The sequence below is a fragment of the Neorhizobium lilium genome, assembly GCF_004053875.1.
Classification (GTDB): Bacteria; Pseudomonadota; Alphaproteobacteria; order Rhizobiales; family Rhizobiaceae; genus Neorhizobium; species Neorhizobium lilii.
The window spans coordinates 25,105-45,337 of the sequence record NZ_SBIP01000001.1 but is presented as its reverse complement, the minus strand read 5'-3'; the positions used below and the strand labels follow the sequence as shown (position 1 = coordinate 45,337).

The window sequence follows — 20,233 nt, the reverse complement described above, 5'->3', positions numbered from 1 at the left end:
TGCCAGCCAAAGCGCCTCCCGCTTTTTCTCGACAGTCGAGAAATTAGATGTCAGAGATCGGAGATACTGTCAATCGGCAGTCGAAATAGCTTCATGAATAGGCTATCGAGGTGCCGAGAAGGGCGGCGTAAGCAATGCTTGCTAAATCGAGTTCGGAGCTGGTCCGGCAGCAGAACAGCGCCTTGGTGCTGTCGGTTCTGCGGCGCCATGGACGGCTTGCGCATACGGAAATCTGCGAAACCACTCGGCTGGCTTCCGCGACGGTGTCCGCAATCACGGCGGAGCTGGAGCGGTCGGGCATCATCGAACGGATCGAGCAGCAGGCTATCTCCGGCCGTGGGCGGCCCCGCGTCCAGTTCAGCCAGCGACGAAATTGCGGCTATGTGATCGTGATGACGGTCTCGTCGGATGTCATCCAGTATTCGCTCGTGGACTATGCAGGAACACTGCTCGACCGGTTTGTGGAACCTCGACGGGAGGATACTCCGGTCCTCTTCCTCGCCTCCATATCGGCGGCGCTGGAACGGGCCTTATCCCGATCCAGGATAGATCGGAGCCAGGTGCTGCTCGTATCCATCAGCAGCAAAGGGCTTGTGCATCCGAGCTTGCCGAGCCTTGTATGGTCGCCGGTTTTCGGCGCGCGATCTGTGGATTTTTCCAATCTTCTTAAGCCAGACTGGGAAGCGTCGGTGGTGTTGAACAACGAGACCTTGCTGGTCGCGACAGCACTGTCCCGCAGGCTCGGCATGAGCAAGGGCGGTACCGACCTCGCTGCCTTGTCTCTTGGGCACAGCATCGGCCTCGGCGTATCTCGGCTGGCGAGTTCCGGTAGCCCGGAGATCATCGCGCCGAATTTCGGGCATATGCTGCACACGGCAAATGGTGCCCTTTGCCGCTGCGGGGCAAGCGGCTGCATCGAGGCTTATGCAGGGTTGTACGCCATCCTGAGGGCAGCCTTCGAGGCGCCGACTGACCGCATTCCGTCGAAGTTCGTTCCGCTGAGCGAGATAGAGAAAATCGCCAGTCAGGCCCGCCAGGGCCATAGGATGGCAAGGATGGCTTTTCGCCAAGCAGGGATCGCGCTTGGCAACGGGCTGTCGCGACTGCTCAGCCTTTACGGTTCGATGCCTATTTTCGTGACCGGGCCCGGCACGCGCCACTATGATCTTCTGCAGGACGGGCTGGGGGAGGGACTGGCGCAGACGGCGGTGGCCCGGCTGGAAGGGATCCCGTCTTTGACCGTAGTGCCGGATGAGCCAGCCCTGGTCTTTGAAGGCCACCTTATCGTTGCCTTCTCCAGGGTAGACCAAGAAGTGCTCCACCTCACCGGCCGGCAGCGTCAGGCGGCTTCCTGAATTAAGCCTCAGCGTGAAAATCGTCTTCCTCGTCACTCTTCACGAAAACTTGGCAGGCCCTTGAAAGGGCAGGGCCGTCCACCAAATGACGCGCTTTGCATGAGGAGCCTTAACAGTATGCGTCCATTCCTTGAAACGACATTCGGTCCTGTGGAACTGGAAATCATCGAAACAGTTTTGGAGGAATGGCAGCAGGAACATGGGCTTGCAAAGGATAGCCCTGACCTTGGTTTAGCGGCTGCGGTGATGATCAACCTCTTCCGTGAGGGCAATGACACCGTGCCTCTTCTGCGGCGAGCTGTCGCCCAGCACAAGGCGCTTTCGGAACTGGTTGCCATGAACGACAAGTCCGCGCACAGGCCATAGGTGCTTCAGGGCAATGGGTGATTCTGCCGAAGAAGTTTGCCAAACGGGCGTCTCGGCTTAAGGTTCGATCTCGATGAAAGCAGCACGAATCGATCGATGACGCCCAACGATCACAAACAGCGCCTTATGGCAAAGTCGCGGCCGTTCCTGCTGCTGGCTTTGGCGGCGCTCATCCCGGTTGCGATCATATCGGGCGTGATTGACGTCTATGTCATCCAAGCGCGTAAAGCGACGCTTGAACAGGTCTTGCGGGAGCGGGCAGGCTATGCGGCCGCGGCACTTTCCAAGGAAGTGTCCATGCAGATACAGCTCCTGACCATGCTGTCCGATTCTCCCCGGCTCGATCCGCCGGTCGACCGACGCGATTTCCTCGAACTCGCCGGGCGCATGCGCATGCGCATTCCCGCCTGGCAGATCATTCGGGTCACGGATCCGCGTGGACGGATCCTATTGTCGAACCCGCCGCTCCATTCGGGCCCTGGCGCAGTCGTGGTGGAGGCGGACAGCAACGACCGTGTCTTCGATACCGGCAAACCTGCAATCGGCAACGTCGTGCGCGGACCGGGTGGTCTGGCTGCCTTTCCTGTCCGGGTGCCGGTCAGCCGGGACGGAAAGACGGTTTACGGGCTGACAGCGGTCATAGCGGCGCAGACATTGACGGATGTGCTTCGGTCGAACGGGCTTCCGGTGACTTGGGCGGCCTGGATCGAGAGCGAAAGCGGCACGCTTCTGGCGTCGAGCGTCGGGAATGTCGATTTCGTCGGCGGCCCGGTTGCTGCACTAAGGAAGACGCCTGTTTTCGATGGCCTCGGTCTGACGCAGATGGCGGATGGGGAGGAGCTGCAATCCTATTCTGCCAAGGTTGATGGGCTGCCCTGGAGGGTCACGCTGGGAATGCCGCTCGGACAATATCAGGCCTTGAGTGCCCAAAGCTTCCGCTTTCTAGTTCTCATCGTCATGTTGACAGCCGTGCTCTCCTCCTTCGCTATCTGGTTGTTCGTCCGCGAATTGCGGGCGCGGCGCATAGAGGAAGCCGCCATTGCCAATTGGCAAAGGATGGACGCGCTGGGGCGACTGACAGGTGGTGTCGCGCACGACTTCAACAATCTGCTGATGGTTTTCCAGTCCGGGGTCGAAAGTATTCGTCGCAGACGCAACGATGAAAAGCGGCTCGATCAGGTACTGAACATGATGGTGGAGGCTGTGGATCGTGGCAAGTCCATGACTCAGCGGCTATTGTCTTTCTCTCGACGCTCCAATCGTGGCGCGGAAACCATCCTTCTGCAAAAGCCCATCGGAGACGCCGAAAAGCTATTTCAGCAGGCGGCTTTGGATAATGTCACGCTCAATATGGCGATTGATCGGGATCTGTGGCCCGTGACGATCGACCCACAGGCACTCACCACCGCGCTGATCAACATTGTCACCAATGCGCGTGAAGCCATGGCCAGCGGCGGCGGGGTGACGATCAAGGCGCGTAATGTTCAAGACCTCTTCGCGGAGACGAAGAAACTAGTCGGGCCTGGCATTGTCATTACAGTCTCCGATGATGGGCCTGGGATTCCCAGGCAATATGTGCACCGGGTATTCGAGCCGTTTTTCACCACGAAGGGAGCGGCTGCCTCCGGCCTTGGTCTTACGCAGGTCTACAGTTTTGCGGAGCGCTCCGGCGGCATGGCCACGGCCGCGAACGGCGATAGCCGCGGCTCGTCCATCAGCATCTATCTTCCGCGCGCCTCGGGCGAGGCGGTCCTTGCGGCCTCACCTGAGGCCTCGGCGCCATTTCTGCCTCGCAAAGTGCTGATCGTGGACGACAATGCAGCCTCCTTGCAGGCCGCGCGACTCGGCGTGGAGGAGTTGGGGCTGGAAGTTGCCGCAGCTGGCAGCGGTCAGGAGGCGCTTGCGATTCTCGACGGCGCACAGGATCTGGATCTCGTCCTCAGTGACGTCATGATGCCGGGGATGAACGGGCTGCAGTTGCGCGACGAGGTCCGCCGGAGGTTCCCAGCCATCGGGTTCGCTTTGATGACAGGCTATAGCGAAGATCTGGAGGCCGGGGCGAAAGCAGGCGTGCCCGTGTTGTCGAAGCCGTTCACTGCCGACGAACTACGGTATGCGCTTGTCCGTGCCATGGAGGATCGCGACCGCAAGGCGGAAAACGTCATCCCGCTGTGGCGTGTTGCAACGGCCGATTAAACCGAAGAAATGCGCCAAAAGCGCTCCTTCTCCACCCCCGCGCAAGCCTGCGACGTTTACCTTTGGGAAGTCGCGTTAACGGGTTGTTAACCATGTCGGCGCTAGAAACACGTCAACGATTTGTTTACATAGATGACCAAAGTGCTAACAGACGCTCGTTCGATCCGCATCAAGGGACGCTCCTTCTTGGCAGTCGTCCTCTCTCCGGATCTGCCGCTGGACCAGTGGCTTGTCCAACTCGACGACCTAGCGGCACGTTCCGCGGGTTTCTTTCTGGGGCGCCCCGTAGTGCTCGACGTTTCTGACCTTGCGATCGATCGTGCGCAGCTCAAGGCGCTTATCGAAGATCTGGCGCAGCGCAATGTCCGCATCATGGGCATTGAAGGTGCAAGGCCCTCGATGATGGAGCCGGGCATGCCGCCGCTCATGAAGGGCGGTCGCCCAGCGGCCGATTTCGAGGTCGAGGAGAAGGAACCGCAGCCCGTTTCGGAGACGCGGAACTCAGCTCCGGACAAGCCGGTCGTGCAAGAACAGCGGCAGGTCACCCAGTCGATCGTCATCAGTGAGCCGATTCGATCCGGCCAGTCGGTCATCTTCCCGGAAGGGGACGTGACCATCATCGGGTCGGTAGCGTCGGGTGCCGAGATCATCGCGGGTGGTTCGGTTCACATCTACGGAGCCCTTCGAGGTCGCGTCATGGCGGGATCGGTCGGCAATGCTTCGGCGCGCATCTTCTGCCGCAAGCTGGAGGCGGAGCTGATTGCAATCGACGGCGTCTACAAGATGGCCGAGGACATGGATCCGGCACTGCTTGGCAAGGCCGTCCAGCTTTGGCTGGAAGGTGATGTGATCATGGCGGAAACACTTTTTTGAGGCCCCAGGGCTGAGCACAGGGAGATCAAGATGGGGAAAGTCGTCGTAGTGACGTCAGGCAAGGGGGGCGTCGGCAAGACCACGTCCACCGCAGCACTTGGCGCAGCGCTGGCGCAGCGCAACGAAAAGGTCGTTGTCGTGGATTTCGATGTGGGGTTGCGCAACCTTGACCTGATCATGGGCGCGGAACGCCGGGTGGTTTACGACATCGTCAACGTCATCCAGGGCGATGCCAAGCTTCCGCAGGCCCTCATCCGTGACAAGCGTCTGGACAATCTCTTCCTTCTGCCTGCCTCGCAGACTCGCGACAAGGATGCCCTGACGCCCGAAGGTGTCGAGCAGGTGATGGCGGACCTGAAGCGCTATTTCGACTGGGTCATCTGCGACAGCCCGGCCGGCATCGAGCGCGGCGCCACCTTGGCTATGCGACATGCGGATATGGCTGTCGTCGTGACCAATCCGGAAGTCTCCTCGGTGCGTGATTCGGACCGAATCATCGGTCTCCTCGATGCCAAGACGATGAAGGCCGAACGTGGGGAGCGTATCGAGAAGCATCTTCTGCTGACCCGCTACGACGCCAACCGGGCCGAACGCGGCGATATGCTCAAGGTCGAAGACGTTCTGGAGATTCTTTCCATACCGTTGATCGGCATCATTCCGGAAAGCAGCGATGTCCTGCGCGCATCCAATATCGGTGCACCAGTGACCTTGGCGGACGCCAAGAGCGCGCCCGCCATGGCTTATTTCGACGCAGCCCGCCGGCTGGCCGGCGAGGATCTGCCGATCACCATTCCGGGCGAAAAGCGCGGCATTTTCGGCAAGATTTTCGGAAGGAAAGCGGCATGAGCATATTCCGTCTCTTCGCCCGGCCGCGCTCGGCGCCCATGGCGCGTGAGCGGTTGCAGGTCCTCTTGGCCCATGAACGCTCCTCGGTCGGCAATGATCTTGTCACTTTGCTGCGTGAAGAAATTCTCGCTGTGATCGCCAAGCATGTCCAGGTTGATCCGGACAAGGTGACTGTCAAGGTTGATCGCGACGAACATGTCTCGATTCTAGAAATCGACGTGGAGATCCCGCGCGGTGCGGCTGTAATGGCAGCGTGAGCTGATACGGTTCAGTTCCTGAAAAGATTTTCAAGCATGCTGAAAAGCCCCCGGATCAAGCCGATCCGGGGGCTTTCGCGTGTCTGAGGCGGAGGGAATTCTTGGGCGTTGGAAAGGGACGATTAACGTTTATTTTCTATTGCATAAGCTTCGCGTCGGTCGCCCTCTCGTCCATCGGTGTAATGATTACATGCGTCTTTCCCGTACCAATTTCCCAGGCCAAACCGGAGCTCAAGAGGACGGGGCTGATCCAGCGCCGCAGACCTCGCATCAACAGGTAGCAGTGCCGCCCGCGCAACTGCCCGAAGCAGTGTTCGAGCCTAAGGCTGCCGTTTCCCCTGCTATTGCCGAACCTGCGCCCGAAGGCGAGCTGCCGATATGGCAGAGCGCATTTTCGCTTGCGCCGAACGTCCGCTTTACGCGTACCCCGGAAAAGGCCATTGCCCGGAAAACTTCTCCCGGCCCAGAGATGTCCACACCCGCGGTAACAGCACCTGTTGTTGCTCAGGCATCGCGCATTGCCTCCGCTATTCAGAGCCGCATGCAGGCCGCCGCTGCGAAGCCCTCCTTCGAGGAGCGGGCAGCGCAGCGGGGACTGGTCACGCGTGGCCTCCCGACGGACGCAGCGCCCGGCGCTCGGGCGCTGGTCGACGAGCTGCGACGCGAATTCGTGGCGACGAGGAAGCAGCCGCTAGCTGCGGCAAAGACCTCGCCGCAGTTGCCGCTAGTTCCGAGCGCTGCAGCCGCCTCGCAACCGGCTGCCATGCCGCCAAGTGCGCTATCGTCGCTCCTGCCGCACTTGCCGGACCACCTCTTCTGGGAGGCTATCGACTTTGGTGCCGCAAGCGATGATGGGGAAGCGCTTGCGGCTTCCGCCTCCGTGCCTATGCAAGCGCAAGCCCCACTAGTCCGGAGCACGAGGGAGCAGATGGCTGCGCAGCAACCCCAGCCGGCTCCAGTCGATCTCGATGTGGAAGAAGGCTCGCCTGTTCTTCGCTACCGCTCTATCACGCTGCGAAGCCCCACCTCGGTTGCCCAGGTCCTCCAGCCGCAAGCGGTCGAACCGATCGCGACCGACGTCATGGCACCGGCCTTGCCTGCGCCGACAGCCATAGCGCAACCTAAGCCGGTCCGCCCAAGCATGGCCGCTGCGCTGGCATCTCGCCGTCTCTCCGGTTTGCCGCAAAATGCAGCCATGTCGGCTGAGGACGAATTCGAGTTCCCCTCGGCCGACCTGCTCCAGCGACCCATCCTTCGCGAAGCCGCGGCCATGACGCCTGAGGCTCTGGAGCAAAGCGCCGGCCTTCTCGAAAGTGTTCTGGAAGATTTCGGCATCAAGGGCGAAATCGTCGATGTCAGGCCCGGCCCTGTCGTCACCCTCTATGAGTTCGAACCGGCACCTGGCGTCAAGTCGTCGCGCGTGATCGGCCTGTCGGACGATATTGCCCGCTCCATGTCGGCATTGTCTGCGCGCGTCGCGGTCGTGCCCGGCCGCAATGTCATCGGCATCGAACTGCCCAATCCGGAGCGGGAGACCGTTTACTTCCGCGAGCTGATCGAAAGCGACAGCTACAAGCGCACCAGCTTCGCCCTGCCGCTTTGCCTCGGCAAGACGATTGGCGGCGAGCCGGTGATTGCCGATCTCGCCAAGATGCCGCATCTGCTCGTTGCCGGCACCACCGGCTCGGGCAAATCCGTCTCCGTCAACACCATGATCCTGTCGCTCCTTTACCGTCTGCGGCCGGACGAGTGCCGTCTGATCATGGTCGATCCGAAGATGCTCGAACTGTCCATCTATGACGGTATCCCTCATCTGCTGACGCCTGTCGTCACCGACCCGAAGAAAGCCGTGCTTGCCCTCAAATGGGCAGTCCGGGAAATGGAAGACCGGTATCGCAAGATGTCGCGGCTCGGAGTGCGTAATATCGACGGCTACAATGCCCGGGTCGCAGCGGCGCGCCGGAGCGGCGAAACGATCATGATCAGCGTCCAGGTCGGCTTCGACCGCTCCACCGGCGAGCCAATCAATGAAGAGCAGGCGATGGACCTGGCGGCGCTGCCCTATATCGTCGTCATCGTCGATGAAATGGCCGACCTGATGATGGTTGCCGGCAAGGACATCGAAGGTGCCATCCAGCGTCTGGCGCAGATGGCCCGCGCTGCCGGCATACACCTGATCATGGCGACCCAGCGCCCGTCAGTGGATGTCATTACCGGCACGATCAAGGCCAACTTCCCGACCCGCATTTCCTTCCAGGTCACCTCGAAGATCGACAGCCGCACTATTCTGGGTGAGCAGGGGGCCGAACATCTGCTTGGCCAGGGCGACATGCTGCATATGGTTGGCGGCGGCAGGATTGCCCGCGTTCACGGACCCTTCGTCGCTGATCACGAGGTCGAATCGATTGTTGCACATCTGAAAACTCAGGGACGGCCCCAATATCTTGGCACTGTCACGGAAGATGCCGACGAGCCGGAAGCGGAAGAGGAGGATCCCGCCGTCTTCGACAAGTCAGCCATGGGGGAGGAAGACAGCGACGATCTCTACGACCGAGCGGTCAAGGTGGTGCTGCGCGACAAGAAGTGCTCCACCTCCTACATCCAGCGCCGCCTGTCGGTCGGCTACAACAGGGCAGCATCGCTGGTGGAGCGGATGGAGAAAGAGGGGCTTGTCGGTCCGGCCAACCATGTCGGCAAGCGGTCGATCATCGTCGGCGGCCAGGAAATGCCGACGGAGATGCCGGGCGCCTAAGCGCCCGGCTCATTCTCACGCCAGCTGCGATCAGCTACGCCCCTGGGGCTCCATGTTGTTGGTGATGACGCGGGTCAGAAGCAGGGCCAGGATCGTGCAGATGGCGCCCGAGATCAGATAGCCGCCGATGAAGATGATGCCGAGTTGGCTTGCAAGCCCAAGCGCTACCAGCGGCGCAAAGCCAGCGCCGACCAGCCAGGACAAATCGGATGTCAGTGCCGAGCCGGTATAGCGATATTTCTGGCCGAAGCGCGACGATACCGAACCAGATGCCTGGCCAAAAGAGAGGCCAAGGATGGCAAAGCCGATGATGATGAAGGCATCCTGACCCAGGCGGCCGGCGTTTAGCAGGAAAGGTGCCGAGAAACTGAAGATCGCGATGATGATCGCGCCGATCAGCAACTGACGGCGGCGCCCGAGCCTGTCGGCCAGCAGGCCAGAGAGAATCACGGTTCCAAGGCCGACGATCGCACCCAGCACCTGCACGAAGAGGAAGCTGCCGGCCGTCTGGCCGCCGAACAGCGTCACCCAGCTCAACGGGAAAATGGTGACGAGGTGGAACATGGCAAAGCTCGCCAGCGGCGCGAACGCTCCCAGGACAACGTCGATCCCGTGGACGCGAAGCATCTCCAGAACTGGGGTAGGCTCCAGTTCATGGTTCTCAAGAGCTTCGCCGAACTCTCGCGATGCGACGATTCGCAGGCGCGCGAAGAGGGCCACGACGTTGATCGCAAACGCGACAAAGAACGGATAGCGCCATCCCCAGCTGAGGAAGTCTGCGTCGGACAAATTGACGGCGAAATAACCGAACAGAAGGCTGGCCAGCGCAAAGCCAAACGGAGCGCCGAGTTGCGGAACCATTGCGTAGAACCCGCGCCTGTTTTCCGGCGCGTTGAGCGCGAGGAGCGAAGCCAAGCCGTCCCATGCGCCGCCGAGCGCAAAGCCCTGACCTAGCCGGAATAAGGCAAGCAGGGCAGGAGACCACATGCCGATCGTCTCGTATCCCGGCAGGAAGGCGATCGAAGCGGTCGACCCGCCCAGAAGGAAGAGCGCAATTGTCAGCTTCGTGCCGCGCCCGTAGTTGCGGTCAACCCACATGAAAACCAGTGACCCCACCGGGCGCGCCAGGAATGCCAGCGAGAAGACTGCAAACGAATAGAGCGTCGCCGTAACCGGATCAGGCACGAACGAAAACACAAGCCTTGGAAAAACCAGGACGGACGCGATGCCGTAGACGAAGAAGTCGAAGAATTCGCCCATTCGCCCGATAATGACACCGATCACGATGCTGCCAGGCGAGATCGGCTTGTCGTCATGGATCTGCCGCGCGTCTCTTTCCATTGACGCTGAAGATAGATTTGTGGCCTCGCTCATGATCGACTTCCTTCTGCACATACGCATTACCATGAGAATGTCGGCCGGGGCCGCTGTCAATCAAGATTTGCATCTAAAAATATTAACGGGAGGCGCTTGTTGTCGTTTCGCCGAAAATACCTCTGTTCATTGGAGGCTACGTCTCTAGATTACGGTCATGCGCGTATTCAACCGGTATGCGGCTGGACGAGCGCGCTGCAACGCGGTAGCGGATGCTGCAGTGCGACGAAACACCTCATGGAGAATGAGGCGCCGCTCCTTTAGGCGGATTTAACAAATCGCAGGTCCAAGCTGATGTCACTTATGTTGAAGCGTCTTTTCCAGGTTTTCATCGTCGCGCTGCTGCCATTGCTGGCCGGCTGCGATTTCGTGGTCATGTCCCCTTCGGGGGATATCGCCGCCCAGCAGCGAGATCTCATCGTGGTCTCGACCGTTTTGATGCTGCTGATCATCATACCCGTGCTCTTTCTCATTTTCTATTTCGCCTGGCATTATCGCCGCACCAATACGGCTGCGACCTATGATCCCGAATGGCACCATTCGACGCGGCTTGAAGTGGTCATCTGGTCTGCGCCGCTCGCGATCATCATTGCGCTGGGCGCGGTGACCTGGATCAGCACCCATAAGCTGGACCCATACCGTCCGCTCGACCGGCTGGACGCGGATCGTCCCGTTCCTGCCGACGCGAAGCCTCTGACGGTGGAAGTGGTGGCGCTCGACTGGAAGTGGCTGTTCTTTTACCCAGATCTGGGGATTGCGACGGTGAATGAGCTTGCAGCGCCGGTGGATGTGCCGATCAACTTCAAGCTCACTGCCACCTCCGTCATGAACTCGTTCTACATTCCCGCTCTGGCGGGCCAGATCTATGCAATGCCCGGCATGGAGACCAAGCTGCATGCCGTCATCAACAAGGAAGGCGAGTACAAGGGCTTCTCGGCCAATTACAGCGGTCTCGGCTTCTCAAATATGTATTTCAAGTTTCACGGGATGACACAGCAGGGCTTCGACGACTGGGTCGCCCGTGTGAAGACGCAAGGTACGGCGCTCAACCGGGATGCCTATCTGCGGCTTGAGAAGCCGAGCGAGAAGGAACCCGTCCGGTACTATGCCAGCGCCGACAAAGATCTCTACAAGTCGATCCTCAACCTCTGCGCCCAGCCGGGCAAGATGTGCACGGACGAGATGATGCACATCGACAGGATGGGCGGCGCCGGCAAGGAAAGCTTGGAAAACCGCGAAAAGCTGGAATACGACAACAGGCGGGTGGAGAAGGGCGAGATGACCAATTCGCCGACCTTCCCAGCGTCTGGAGAGCCTTCCCGCAGCCCGGAGGAGCCCAATAAGACGGTCAACGACAATGGCGGGCAGCCGATGCAGCATGACATGAACAACATGCCGGGAATGCAGCATGGCGAGCCGTCTGCGCCGGCTCCGGACAGTGGCAGCAGCAACCCTGCGCCGACTCAATTGAACAATAACAACTGAACTTGGCGCTTTGCGTCGCGGTAAACTGATGATCGGGTTATCCCATGTTTTCCAATCCTGACCTTCTGAAGTTCATCTTCGGCCGGTTGACCCTTGAGGCCATCCCCTATCACGAGCCGATTCTCATCATAACGTTCATCGGCGTTGCGATAGGTGGTCTGGCCCTTCTGGGCGCCATCACCTATTTCAAGTTCTGGGGTCCGCTCTGGCGCGACTGGATCACGAGTGTCGATCACAAGAAGATCGGCATCATGTACATCATCCTTGCCATCATAATGCTGTTGCGCGGATTCTCTGATGCGCTGCTGATGCGCGCCCAACAGGCAATTGCTTTCGGCGACAATGAAGGTTTTCTGCCGCCGCATCACTACGATCAGATCTTCACCGCGCATGGCGTGATCATGATCTTCTTCGTGGCGATGCCGTTCGTCACCGGTTTCATGAATTTCGTGGTTCCGTTGCAGATCGGCGCCCGCGACGTGTCCTTCCCCTTCCTCAACAACTTCTCGTTCTGGATGACAACGGCAGGCGCGATCATCATCATGCTCTCGCTGTTCATCGGTGAATTCGCACGAACTGGTTGGCTCGCCTATCCGCCGCTCTCCGGTGCTGCCTATACGCCGGGCGTCGGTGTCGATTACTATCTATGGGGCCTACAGGTCGCGGGCGTGGGTACGACCCTGTCTGGCATCAACCTGATCGCGACCATCGTGAAGATGCGCGCCCCGGGCATGACCTTCATGAAGATGCCGATCTTCACCTGGACCTCGCTCTGCACCAACATCCTGATTGTGGCCACCTTCCCGATCCTGACGGCCACCTTGGCGTTGCTGACGCTCGACCGTTATGTCGGTACGAACTTCTTTACCAACGACCTTGGCGGCAACCCGATGATGTATGTCAACCTCATCTGGATCTGGGGTCACCCGGAAGTCTACATTCTGGTTCTGCCCGCCTTCGGCATCTTTTCGGAAGTGGTCGCCACCTTCTCCGGCAAGCGCCTGTTCGGCTATGCCTCCATGGTTTACGCAACCTGCGTGATCATGATCTTGTCCTACCTGGTCTGGCTGCACCACTTCTTTACCATGGGTTCAGGCGCTTCGGTAAATGCCTTCTTCGGCATCACCACGATGATCATCTCCATCCCGACAGGGGCTAAGATGTTCAACTGGCTCTTCACCATGTATCGCGGCCGTATAACCTACGACGTGCCGATGCTGTGGACCGTCGGCTTCATGGTCACCTTCGTGATCGGCGGCATGACGGGCGTCATGCTGGCGGTGCCACCAGCTGACTTCGTGCTCCACAACTCGCTCTTCCTGATCGCCCACTTCCACAACGTCATCATCGGCGGCGTGCTGTTCGGGCTTCTGGCGGGCGTCAACTACTGGTTCCCGAAGGCCTTCGGCTTCAAACTCGATGCCTTCTGGGGCAAGCTGTCCTTCTGGTTCTGGCTGATCGGCTTCTATGTCGCCTTCATGCCGCTCTATGTGCTTGGCCTGATGGGCGTAACGCGCCGCCTGCAGCATATAGAAGATCCGTCGCTGCAGATCTGGTTCGTGATTGCCGCCATCGGCGCGGTGCTTATCGCTTGCGGCATCGCCTGTTTCATCATCCAGCTCGTCGTCAGCTTCATCCGCCGCGAGGAATTGCGCGATGCGACGGGCGATCCGTGGAACGGCCGCACGCTCGAATGGTCCACGTCCTCGCCGCCGCCGGACTACAACTTCGCCTTCACACCGGTGGTTCACGATCACGACAGTTGGTACGACATGAAAAACCGTGGATATTCGCGTCCGCTGCAAGGCTTCAAGCCGATCCATATGCCCAAGAACACCGGCACCGGCGCGATCCTGTCCGGCCTCAGCATTGCCCTTGCCTTCGGCCTGATCTGGTACATCTGGTGGATGGTGGCGGTTTCCTTCGTGGCCATTCTGGCGGTCGCCATCGGTCATACCTTCAACTACAAGCGCGATTTCTACATCCCCGCTGCCGATGTTTCGGCCGAGGAAGAGCGTCGCACTGAACTGCTCGCAAAGCAGGTGTGATCATGAGCCAGCCCACATTCGACACATCGGAACAGCCGCAGTTCTTCCTCGAGGAAGATCACCACATCGAGAGCAGCACGAATCTCGGCTTCTGGCTCTACCTTATGAGCGACTGCCTGATTTTCGCGATACTGTTTGCCACCTATGCCGTGGTCGGCCGCAATTACGCGGCCGGGCCTTCGCCGGCGGATCTGTTCGAACTTCCGCTGGTTGCCGTCAACACGGCGATGCTGCTGCTCTCTTCCATCACCTATGGCTTCGCCATGCTGCAGATGGAGCGCAATGCAAAGGCCGAGACGCTGTTCTGGCTCGGCATTACGGGCGTTTTCGGAGCGATCTTCATCGGGCTTGAACTTTACGAGTTCATCAACCTCATCCACGAAGGTGCCGGCCCGACGCGCAGTGCTTTCCTGTCGGCCTTCTTCACGCTGGTCGGCACGCACGGGCTGCACGTCACCTTCGGCATAATCTGGCTCATCACGCTGATGGTTCAGGTGTCCATGTATGGCCTCGTCGAAGCAAACCGCCGCCGCCTGATGTGCCTTTCCATGTTCTGGCACTTCTTGGACGTGGTCTGGATCGGCGTCTTTTCCTTTGTCTACCTGATTGGACTCGTCGGATGACCACTCAAACCCCTGTAGCTCCCGTGCATGAAGATGCGCACCAGGCACATCATGGCCATAGTCATGGACATGAAGCCGGCCACGGCACGTTCAAAAGTTATATGACCGGCTTCGTGCTGTCCGTCATCCTCACCGCCATTCCGTTCTGGCTGGTGATGGGCGATGTGTTCGAGAGCAAGATCATGACCGTGTCGCTGATCATGTTCCTGGGCGCGATACAGATCGTGGTGCACATGGTCTACTTCCTTCACATGAACACGCGCAGCGAAGGCGGATGGACGATCATGGCGCTCATCTTCACCATCGTCATCGTCTTCATCGCGCTCTCGGGCTCGCTCTGGGTCATGCACCACCTCAATACGAACATGATGCCCATGTCTCCCGAGATGATGAAGAACATGCCGTGAGGCGTTGATGCGCCCGAATTCCGAACAAGAGGACAAAGAGGGTGCGGCGCAAGCTGTACCCTCTGCCTCTTCCGGCAGGTCGAGCGTCCTGCTCCGCGCCTTCCTGGTTTTGTTAACTCTTGTCTTTACGGGGCTCGGCAGTTGGCAGGTCCAGCGCCTGTTTTGGAAGCTGGACCTGATTGCAAGGGTAGAGGCAAGGGTAGCGGCCGCTCCGGTGGCACCTCCCTCGCCAACGAATTGGTCGGATGCGGAAGCGCAGGACTTCGAGTACCGCCACGTCATCGTGAATGGCGTCTTCGATCATAGCCGTGAAACGCTTGTACAGGCGGTGACGGAGCGCGGGCCAGGCTTTTGGGTGCTGACGCCGCTGCAACTTGACGGAGGAGCAGCCGTCCTCATCAATCGGGGGTTTGTGCCGCCGGAAAAGCGCGATCCGGTATCGCGAAGCGATGGCAATACGAGCGGCAGTGTAACCCTCCGCGGCCTGCTGCGGATAACCGAACCCGGTGGCGGCTTCCTGCGCGCCAACAATCCGGCACAGGACCGCTGGTTTTCGCGGGACGTGGCCGCCATTGCTGCAGCAAAAGGCATCGCAAATACCGCGCCTTATTTCATCGACGCCGACGCCACGCCCAATCCGGGCGGATTCCCGGTCGGTGGATTGACGGTCGTCACCTTCCGCAACAGCCACCTTGTCTATGCTCTGACCTGGTTCGCATTGGCTGCGATGTCGCTGGGCGCTCTGGTCTATGTCAGGCGTCTGCGCGCCGGCTGACCGGTATCAGTCGCCTATCGCGAAGTCGCTTCTGACAATGCCATGGCGCTGCATCTTGTCGTAGAATGTCTTGCGTGGAATCCCAAGCGTTGCGATCGTCTCCTGCACATTGCCGCGGCAGGATTTCAACGTCTCGCGGATGATCTCCGCCTCATAGCGCTCTAGGCGCTCGGGCAGTGTCAGATCCTGTTGGCTGCCAACCAAGACTGACGGGAGAGCTTGGCTGAGTTGCCAGACACCTAGCACGAACCGCTCGGCCAGGTGCGCCAATTCGCGAACATTGCCCGGCCAGTCATGATCTCGAAGATAGCGTGCGACCGCGGAGGAAAGGGGAGGGACGCTCCGGCCAAATCGCCGCGAGGCTCGCTCCGCGAAATAGTTGAATAGCAACGGCACGTCGTCCCGCCGCTCCCGCAGAGGCGGGATCGACAGGGTCACGACATTGAGGCGGTAGTAGAGGTCGTCTCGGAACCCTTTACGCTGACCGGGATCACCCAGATCGACCTTGGAAGCCGCGACGACGCGTAGATCGACCGGGCGTATCTCATTCGTGCCGAGTGGCGTCACTTCCCGCATCTCCAGCACGCGCAGCATCTGGATCTGGCTCGACGGCGGCATGCTTTCGATCTCGTCCAGAAAAAGCGTGCCGCCGCTTGCGTGCTCGATCCGCCCGATGCGTTTCTTCTGCGCTCCGGTAAAGGCCCCGGGCTCATGTCCAAACAATTCGCTCTCGATCACCTGTTCGGGCAGGGCTCCGCAATTGAGGGCAACAAAATGACCTCTCGACCGCCTGCTCCACTGGTGCAGGAGGCTTGCAACCACTTCCTTGCCCGTCCCCGTTTCTCCGGTGACAAGCACATCGACATCCGTATCGGCGATCTGCCGCAGCATGTCGCGCAAGCGTTGCATCACTGGCGTCTGGCCGATCAGCGGCAATCCGTCCTCGGCCTGCTGGGCGGCTTTGCGCAGGCCGCGGTTCTCAAGCACAAGAGCCCGTTTTTCTGCCGCGCGGCGCACGCATTGCACCAGCCGTTCAGCCGCAAAGGGCTTGGCCAGGAAATCGTAAGCACCATCCTGGATCGCCTTGACGGCCATGGAGATGTCTCCGTGGCCGGTCATGAGAATGACTGGAAGCTCCGGATCGATGCTGCGGATGCGGTGAAACATCTCTAGCCCGTCCAGGCCCGGCATGCGGATGTCGGAGACGACCACGCCTTTGAAATCTGCATTGAGCCCCGAAAGGGCTGTTTCCGCCGAGGTGGACAAGGCAACGTGAAACCCGGCAAGCTCAAGCGTCTGTCCGGTGGCCCGCAGCAGATCCTTGTCATCGTCGATCAGGAGAACCGTAATCGCCTCGCTCACTCGCTTGCCCTCTTGAGATAAACCGTGAAGCAGCTCCCCTCCGGTCCTGTTTCAACGGTGATACGACCGCCATAGTCGGCGACTATGTCCTTGGAGATCACCAGGCCGAGGCCCAAGCCCTTCTCCTTGGAGGAGTTAAAAGGCGCAAACATGGACTTTAGAATCTCAGGCGCGATGCCAGGCCCATTGTCTGCGACCGCGACCGCGACCTCCTGATCCCGAATTTCGGCCGAGACGCTGACCTGGCCGGTGCCGCTGCCCTCAACAGCCTCGAAGGCATTCTGCAGTAAGTTGATGAACACCTGCTCCAGCCGAAGCCGGTTGGCCATGACAGTGGAGCCATTCGGCATAGGCCTGACGGTTAATCCGTCGAGCCTGCCGGTGAAGCGGCTTCGCAGCAATAGGATCGCGCCTTCGATGGCCTCGCTGAGATCGACCGGCTCAGGCGCCGAACGGCCTCGGCGAGCCAAGGCCTTCAAGTCCTCCGTGATCGCGCCAATGCGTTCTGTCAGACGAGCGATCAGATCGAGATTGTCCATGGCTGGCTGCATCTGCTGCCTCTGAAGAAAGACCTTGGAATTATCGGCATAGGCACGGATGGTCGCAACAGGCTGGTTGATCTCGTGGGCGACGCCCGCTGCCACCTGGCCGAGAATGGCAAGGCGGTTTGCCTGCACCAGATCCTGCTGCACGCCTTGCAGCCTTGCTTCGGTTGCGTGGTGATCTGCGATCTCGGCCTGAAGCCGGTCGCGCGTAAGGCTTAGATCCTGTGTGCGCTCCGCAACCCGTAGTTCCAGGTCCTCACGCGCCCGTTGTTCGACAGCAATGGTCATCAAGGCTACCTGTCGCCGACGCATCCATAATGCCGCTACAAGGAAAACGGCCGCGAGAACGAGTGTGGCGGCGAGTTGTGCTTCCCGCCTGGCCGCTGCCACCGGCGCCTCCATCGGCTGAAGATACTCGAAATTCCATTTCATCGGCGCCACGGGCAGCCTGATTCTGAGATAGAGGGCTTCTCCTGCGCCAGGCACAACGGCACGAACGATCGAGGCATCTGGAGCTAGGTCTTCGACCAGATGGAAGGGCAGCGGTAACAACGGTGCGTCACCGAATTGCAGGCTGTCGCGAATACCGATCAGGTTCGCCGCCTTGAGCGGGACCGTTGTCATGAAGCGCCAAGACGGGATGGTGGTTATCAGCACCACGTTGTTTTCGTCGAATATGAAAGAGGGGCGCGCCGTTTCCCGCCAATCCTGTTCGAGCTGGTCGAATTCCATTTTGGCGACCACGACTCCCAGCGGCGCCTCCGGCGGACCGATCCGGTGGGAGATGTAAAGCCCTGGCCGTTTGCTGACGGTTCCCATCGCAAAATCTTCAGCCGTGCCGCGGGCTATGGCACCTGAAAAATATTTGCGGAAGGCGTAGTCATTGCCAACGAAGCTGGTGGGCTCCCTCCAGTTGCTGGCCGAGACCGTAATCCCATTCTTTGCAACCACGTAGATCACCGAGGCGTTGGTGCCTGCAATGATGCGCTCCAGTTTCGCATTGAGCGCTGCCTGCTTGCTTTCAGCACCCGGCTGCAAAGCCTCCTGAACGTCCCGATCTTCTGAAAGGAGAAAGGGGAGAGCTCGCGGGCGCTCCAATACTGCGCGCAGCAGAGCCACCTTCAAGCTTGCGGCGGTGCGGCCTTCCACTTCAAGCGAAAGCAACGCCGATCTGCCGCCATAAACAGTCACGGCATAGAGTGCCGCGGCAAAGACCACGACCATAATAACCAGAAAGCCTGCCCAAGCCCTGCGGGCCTTAGCCTGCAAATCCAAGTCGCGCCGCCGTTCCTCTGTGTCATCCATATGATGGAGTGTGCATAAAACCGCATTGGCGGCAATCGCTCTTGTGCGACAAAGCACACAAGTTGCCGTTCTTCGCGAGATTGAACGCCGTAATCGATCATTTTTCAGGCCAATGAGAACTAATTCCATTTGGCACGGGTTTTGCGATGTACTTTTGATAACTGCAAATTGCCTCGGGAAGAGCCAGTCATTGGTTGAGGCTGATGGAGGACATCATGATTGTTATATCCGGGATCGACGCGCCGCGTCGTCCGCTGCCATTCTACCGTCACCTGTATTTGCAGGTGATTGTGGCGATCATCGCCGGCATGCTGATCGGGCATTTCTATCCTGACATCGGGACTGCCCTGAAGCCGCTTGGCGACGCATTCATCAAGCTGGTCAAGATGATCATCGCTCCGGTGATCTTCTTGACGGTTGCCACCGGCATTGCAGGAATGTCAGACCTTGCCAAGGTCGGACGCGTCGCCGGCAAGGCGATGCTCTACTTCCTGGTGTTCTCCACGCTGGCGCTTGCGGTTGGCATGATCATCGCCAATGTTGTGCAACCAGGCGCTGGCATGCACATCGATCCGGCGACACTTGATGCGGGTGCGGTCACCAGTTACGCGACCAAGGCACACGAAACGACCATCACCGGCTTCCTGATGAACATCATTCCGGATACGATCGTTGGAGCGTTCGCTCAGGGCGATATCCTCCAGGTGCTGTTCTTCTCGGTGCTGTTCGGGATTGCGCTTGGCCTAGTCGGCGAGCGCGGCAGGCCCGTAACCGATTTCCTTCAGGCTCTGACAGCCCCCGTTTTCCGTCTTGTCGGCATCCTCATGAAGGCAGCTCCGATCGGTGCCTTCGGCGCCATGGCCTTCACCATCGGTAAGTACGGCATTGGCTCGATTGCCAACCTGGCTTTCCTGATCGGCACCTTCTACGCGACGTCCCTGATTTTCGTAATCGTGATCCTGGGTGCCGTGGCCAAATATAACGGCTTCTCGATCTTCGCCCTCATCCGCTACATCAAGGAAGAGCTGCTGCTGGTTCTCGGCACGTCGTCGTCGGAAGCGGCATTGCCCGGCCTGATGCAGAAGATGGAAAATGCCGGCTGCAAGCGCTCGGTGGTCGGGCTTGTGATCCCCACAGGCTACTCGTTCAACCTGGACGGGACCAATATCTACATGACGCTGGCTGCCCTCTTCATTGCCCAGGCAACCGACATTCATCTGTCGTTCGGGCAGCAGATCCTTCTTCTGCTTGTGGCGATGCTGAGCTCTAAGGGTGCCGCCGGTATCACCGGCGCCGGCTTCATCACGCTGGCCGCGACGCTGTCGGTGGTGCCATCTGTACCGGTTGCCGGCATGGCCCTGATCCTCGGCATCGACCGCTTCATGTCGGAGTGCCGTGCGCTGACGAATTTCGTCGGCAATGCGGTGGCCACCATCGTTGTCGCGCGTTGGGAAAACGAGCTGGACGAGGCTCAACTGGCTCGGGCACTATCGGGGCATCCGCAAGATGCAGCGTCTGTCGCTTACCAGCCGGCCGAGTAGTCCAAGATCAGGTCCGTGGAGCCCGCCTTGTCGGCGGGCTCCCTTTTCTGCGACCTGATACGTTGCATATGCGATAGCTCGGCTTAGGATAACGGGCATCCGAGCCGCGGGTTCACCTGAGGC

Annotated in this window: 16 protein-coding genes; 13 read left to right on the top strand and 3 right to left on the bottom strand. The window is 59.7% G+C overall.

Going from position 1 to position 20,233, the window contains the following annotated elements; genetic code table 11:
- Positions 1-134 precede the first annotated feature (134 nt).
- From EPK99_RS00200 to EPK99_RS00170, 7 genes are all read left to right on the top strand, one after another.
- Positions 135-1,355 carry an ROK family transcriptional regulator gene (locus EPK99_RS00200; protein WP_128440631.1) on the top strand — a complete coding sequence of 407 codons (1,221 nt, stop codon included), beginning with the start codon at positions 135-137 and terminating at the stop codon, positions 1,353-1,355.
- 117 nt (positions 1,356-1,472) lie between these two features.
- Entirely contained in the window at positions 1,473-1,721 is a 249-nt protein-coding gene (locus EPK99_RS00195; protein ID WP_128440630.1) for a hypothetical protein, read from the top strand.
- Positions 1,722-1,817: 96 nt separating this feature from the next.
- Positions 1,818-3,917 (top strand): response regulator, encoded by a 2,100-nt coding sequence (locus tag EPK99_RS00190; protein WP_128440629.1) that lies wholly within the window; start codon positions 1,818-1,820, stop codon positions 3,915-3,917.
- Positions 3,918-4,049: 132 nt separating this feature from the next.
- Positions 4,050-4,790, top strand: a complete 741-nt coding sequence (minC, locus tag EPK99_RS00185) for a septum site-determining protein MinC (RefSeq protein ID WP_128440628.1) — start codon at positions 4,050-4,052, stop codon at positions 4,788-4,790.
- Positions 4,791-4,820: 30 nt separating this feature from the next.
- Complete coding sequence (gene minD / locus EPK99_RS00180) at positions 4,821-5,636, top strand: septum site-determining protein MinD (protein WP_128440627.1); 816 nt, start codon at positions 4,821-4,823, stop codon at positions 5,634-5,636.
- Positions 5,633-5,893, top strand: a complete 261-nt coding sequence (gene minE / locus EPK99_RS00175) for a cell division topological specificity factor MinE (protein WP_128440626.1) — start codon at positions 5,633-5,635, stop codon at positions 5,891-5,893. The genes minD and minE overlap by 4 nt, the downstream gene beginning before the upstream one ends.
- Positions 5,894-6,176: 283 nt before the next feature.
- The gene (locus EPK99_RS00170; RefSeq protein WP_425374157.1) at positions 6,177-8,645 is read left to right on the top strand and encodes a DNA translocase FtsK; all 2,469 of its coding nucleotides are present in this window, start codon (positions 6,177-6,179) and stop codon (positions 8,643-8,645) included.
- A gap of 30 nt (positions 8,646-8,675) precedes the next feature.
- Here the strand turns inward: EPK99_RS00170 and EPK99_RS00165 are convergent, their stop codons facing one another.
- Positions 8,676-10,019, bottom strand: a complete 1,344-nt coding sequence (locus EPK99_RS00165) for an MFS transporter (RefSeq protein WP_128440624.1) — start codon at positions 10,017-10,019, stop codon at positions 8,676-8,678.
- Positions 10,020-10,322: 303 nt separating this feature from the next.
- Here EPK99_RS00165 and cyoA point away from each other — a divergent pair, with 303 nt between their 5' ends.
- The 5 genes from cyoA to EPK99_RS00140 are packed head-to-tail and all read left to right on the top strand — an operon-like array spanning position 10,323 to position 15,357.
- On the top strand, positions 10,323-11,504 hold the full coding sequence (gene cyoA, locus EPK99_RS00160) for a ubiquinol oxidase subunit II (RefSeq protein WP_164901710.1): 1,182 nt from the start codon (positions 10,323-10,325) through the stop codon (positions 11,502-11,504).
- A gap of 44 nt (positions 11,505-11,548) precedes the next feature.
- A complete protein-coding gene (gene cyoB, locus EPK99_RS00155) occupies positions 11,549-13,552 on the top strand; it encodes a cytochrome o ubiquinol oxidase subunit I (protein ID WP_128440622.1) in 2,004 nt (667 codons plus the stop codon).
- 2 nt (positions 13,553-13,554) lie between these two features.
- The gene (cyoC, locus tag EPK99_RS00150) at positions 13,555-14,175 is read left to right on the top strand and encodes a cytochrome o ubiquinol oxidase subunit III (protein ID WP_128440621.1); all 621 of its coding nucleotides are present in this window, start codon (positions 13,555-13,557) and stop codon (positions 14,173-14,175) included.
- Positions 14,172-14,582: a cytochrome o ubiquinol oxidase subunit IV gene (cyoD, locus tag EPK99_RS00145; RefSeq protein ID WP_128440620.1), complete on the top strand. Its 411-nt coding sequence runs from the start codon at positions 14,172-14,174 to the stop codon at positions 14,580-14,582. The genes cyoC and cyoD overlap by 4 nt, the downstream gene beginning before the upstream one ends.
- A gap of 7 nt (positions 14,583-14,589) precedes the next feature.
- The gene (locus tag EPK99_RS00140) at positions 14,590-15,357 is read left to right on the top strand and encodes an SURF1 family protein (RefSeq protein ID WP_128440619.1); all 768 of its coding nucleotides are present in this window, start codon (positions 14,590-14,592) and stop codon (positions 15,355-15,357) included.
- A gap of 6 nt (positions 15,358-15,363) precedes the next feature.
- Here the strand turns inward: EPK99_RS00140 and EPK99_RS00135 are convergent, their stop codons facing one another.
- Together EPK99_RS00135 and EPK99_RS00130 are read right to left on the bottom strand one after the other, a co-directional pair.
- Entirely contained in the window at positions 15,364-16,719 is a 1,356-nt protein-coding gene (locus tag EPK99_RS00135) for a sigma-54-dependent transcriptional regulator (RefSeq protein ID WP_128440618.1), read from the bottom strand.
- Entirely contained in the window at positions 16,716-18,488 is a 1,773-nt protein-coding gene (locus EPK99_RS00130; protein WP_245455703.1) for a sensor histidine kinase, read from the bottom strand. The genes EPK99_RS00135 and EPK99_RS00130 overlap by 4 nt, the downstream gene beginning before the upstream one ends.
- A gap of 296 nt (positions 18,489-18,784) precedes the next feature.
- Between EPK99_RS00130 and EPK99_RS00125 the strand changes: the two genes are divergently transcribed.
- Positions 18,785-20,110 (top strand): dicarboxylate/amino acid:cation symporter, encoded by a 1,326-nt coding sequence (locus EPK99_RS00125; protein WP_164901652.1) that lies wholly within the window; start codon positions 18,785-18,787, stop codon positions 20,108-20,110.
- The last annotated feature ends 123 nt before the right edge of the window (positions 20,111-20,233 follow it).

Bases quoted from the DNA above. Each gene is read 5' to 3' on its own strand.
- EPK99_RS00200 (WP_128440631.1), top strand. From the start codon at position 135: ATGCTTGCTAAATCGAGTTCGGAGCTGGTCCGGCAGCAGAACAGCGCC.
- EPK99_RS00195 (WP_128440630.1), top strand. From the start codon at position 1,473: ATGCGTCCATTCCTTGAAACGACATTCGGTCCTGTGGAACTGGAAATC.
- EPK99_RS00190 (WP_128440629.1), top strand. From the start codon at position 1,818: ATGACGCCCAACGATCACAAACAGCGCCTTATGGCAAAGTCGCGGCCG.
- minC (WP_128440628.1), top strand. From the start codon at position 4,050: ATGACCAAAGTGCTAACAGACGCTCGTTCGATCCGCATCAAGGGACGC.
- minD (WP_128440627.1), top strand. From the start codon at position 4,821: ATGGGGAAAGTCGTCGTAGTGACGTCAGGCAAGGGGGGCGTCGGCAAG.
- minE (WP_128440626.1), top strand. From the start codon at position 5,633: ATGAGCATATTCCGTCTCTTCGCCCGGCCGCGCTCGGCGCCCATGGCG.
- EPK99_RS00165 (WP_128440624.1), bottom strand. From the start codon at position 10,019: ATGAGCGAGGCCACAAATCTATCTTCAGCGTCAATGGAAAGAGACGCG.
- cyoA (WP_164901710.1), top strand. From the start codon at position 10,323: ATGTTGAAGCGTCTTTTCCAGGTTTTCATCGTCGCGCTGCTGCCATTG.
- cyoB (WP_128440622.1), top strand. From the start codon at position 11,549: ATGTTTTCCAATCCTGACCTTCTGAAGTTCATCTTCGGCCGGTTGACC.
- cyoC (WP_128440621.1), top strand. From the start codon at position 13,555: ATGAGCCAGCCCACATTCGACACATCGGAACAGCCGCAGTTCTTCCTC.
- cyoD (WP_128440620.1), top strand. From the start codon at position 14,172: ATGACCACTCAAACCCCTGTAGCTCCCGTGCATGAAGATGCGCACCAG.
- EPK99_RS00140 (WP_128440619.1), top strand. From the start codon at position 14,590: ATGCGCCCGAATTCCGAACAAGAGGACAAAGAGGGTGCGGCGCAAGCT.
- EPK99_RS00130 (WP_245455703.1), bottom strand. From the start codon at position 18,488: ATGGTCGTGGTCTTTGCCGCGGCACTCTATGCCGTGACTGTTTATGGC.
- EPK99_RS00125 (WP_164901652.1), top strand. From the start codon at position 18,785: ATGATTGTTATATCCGGGATCGACGCGCCGCGTCGTCCGCTGCCATTC.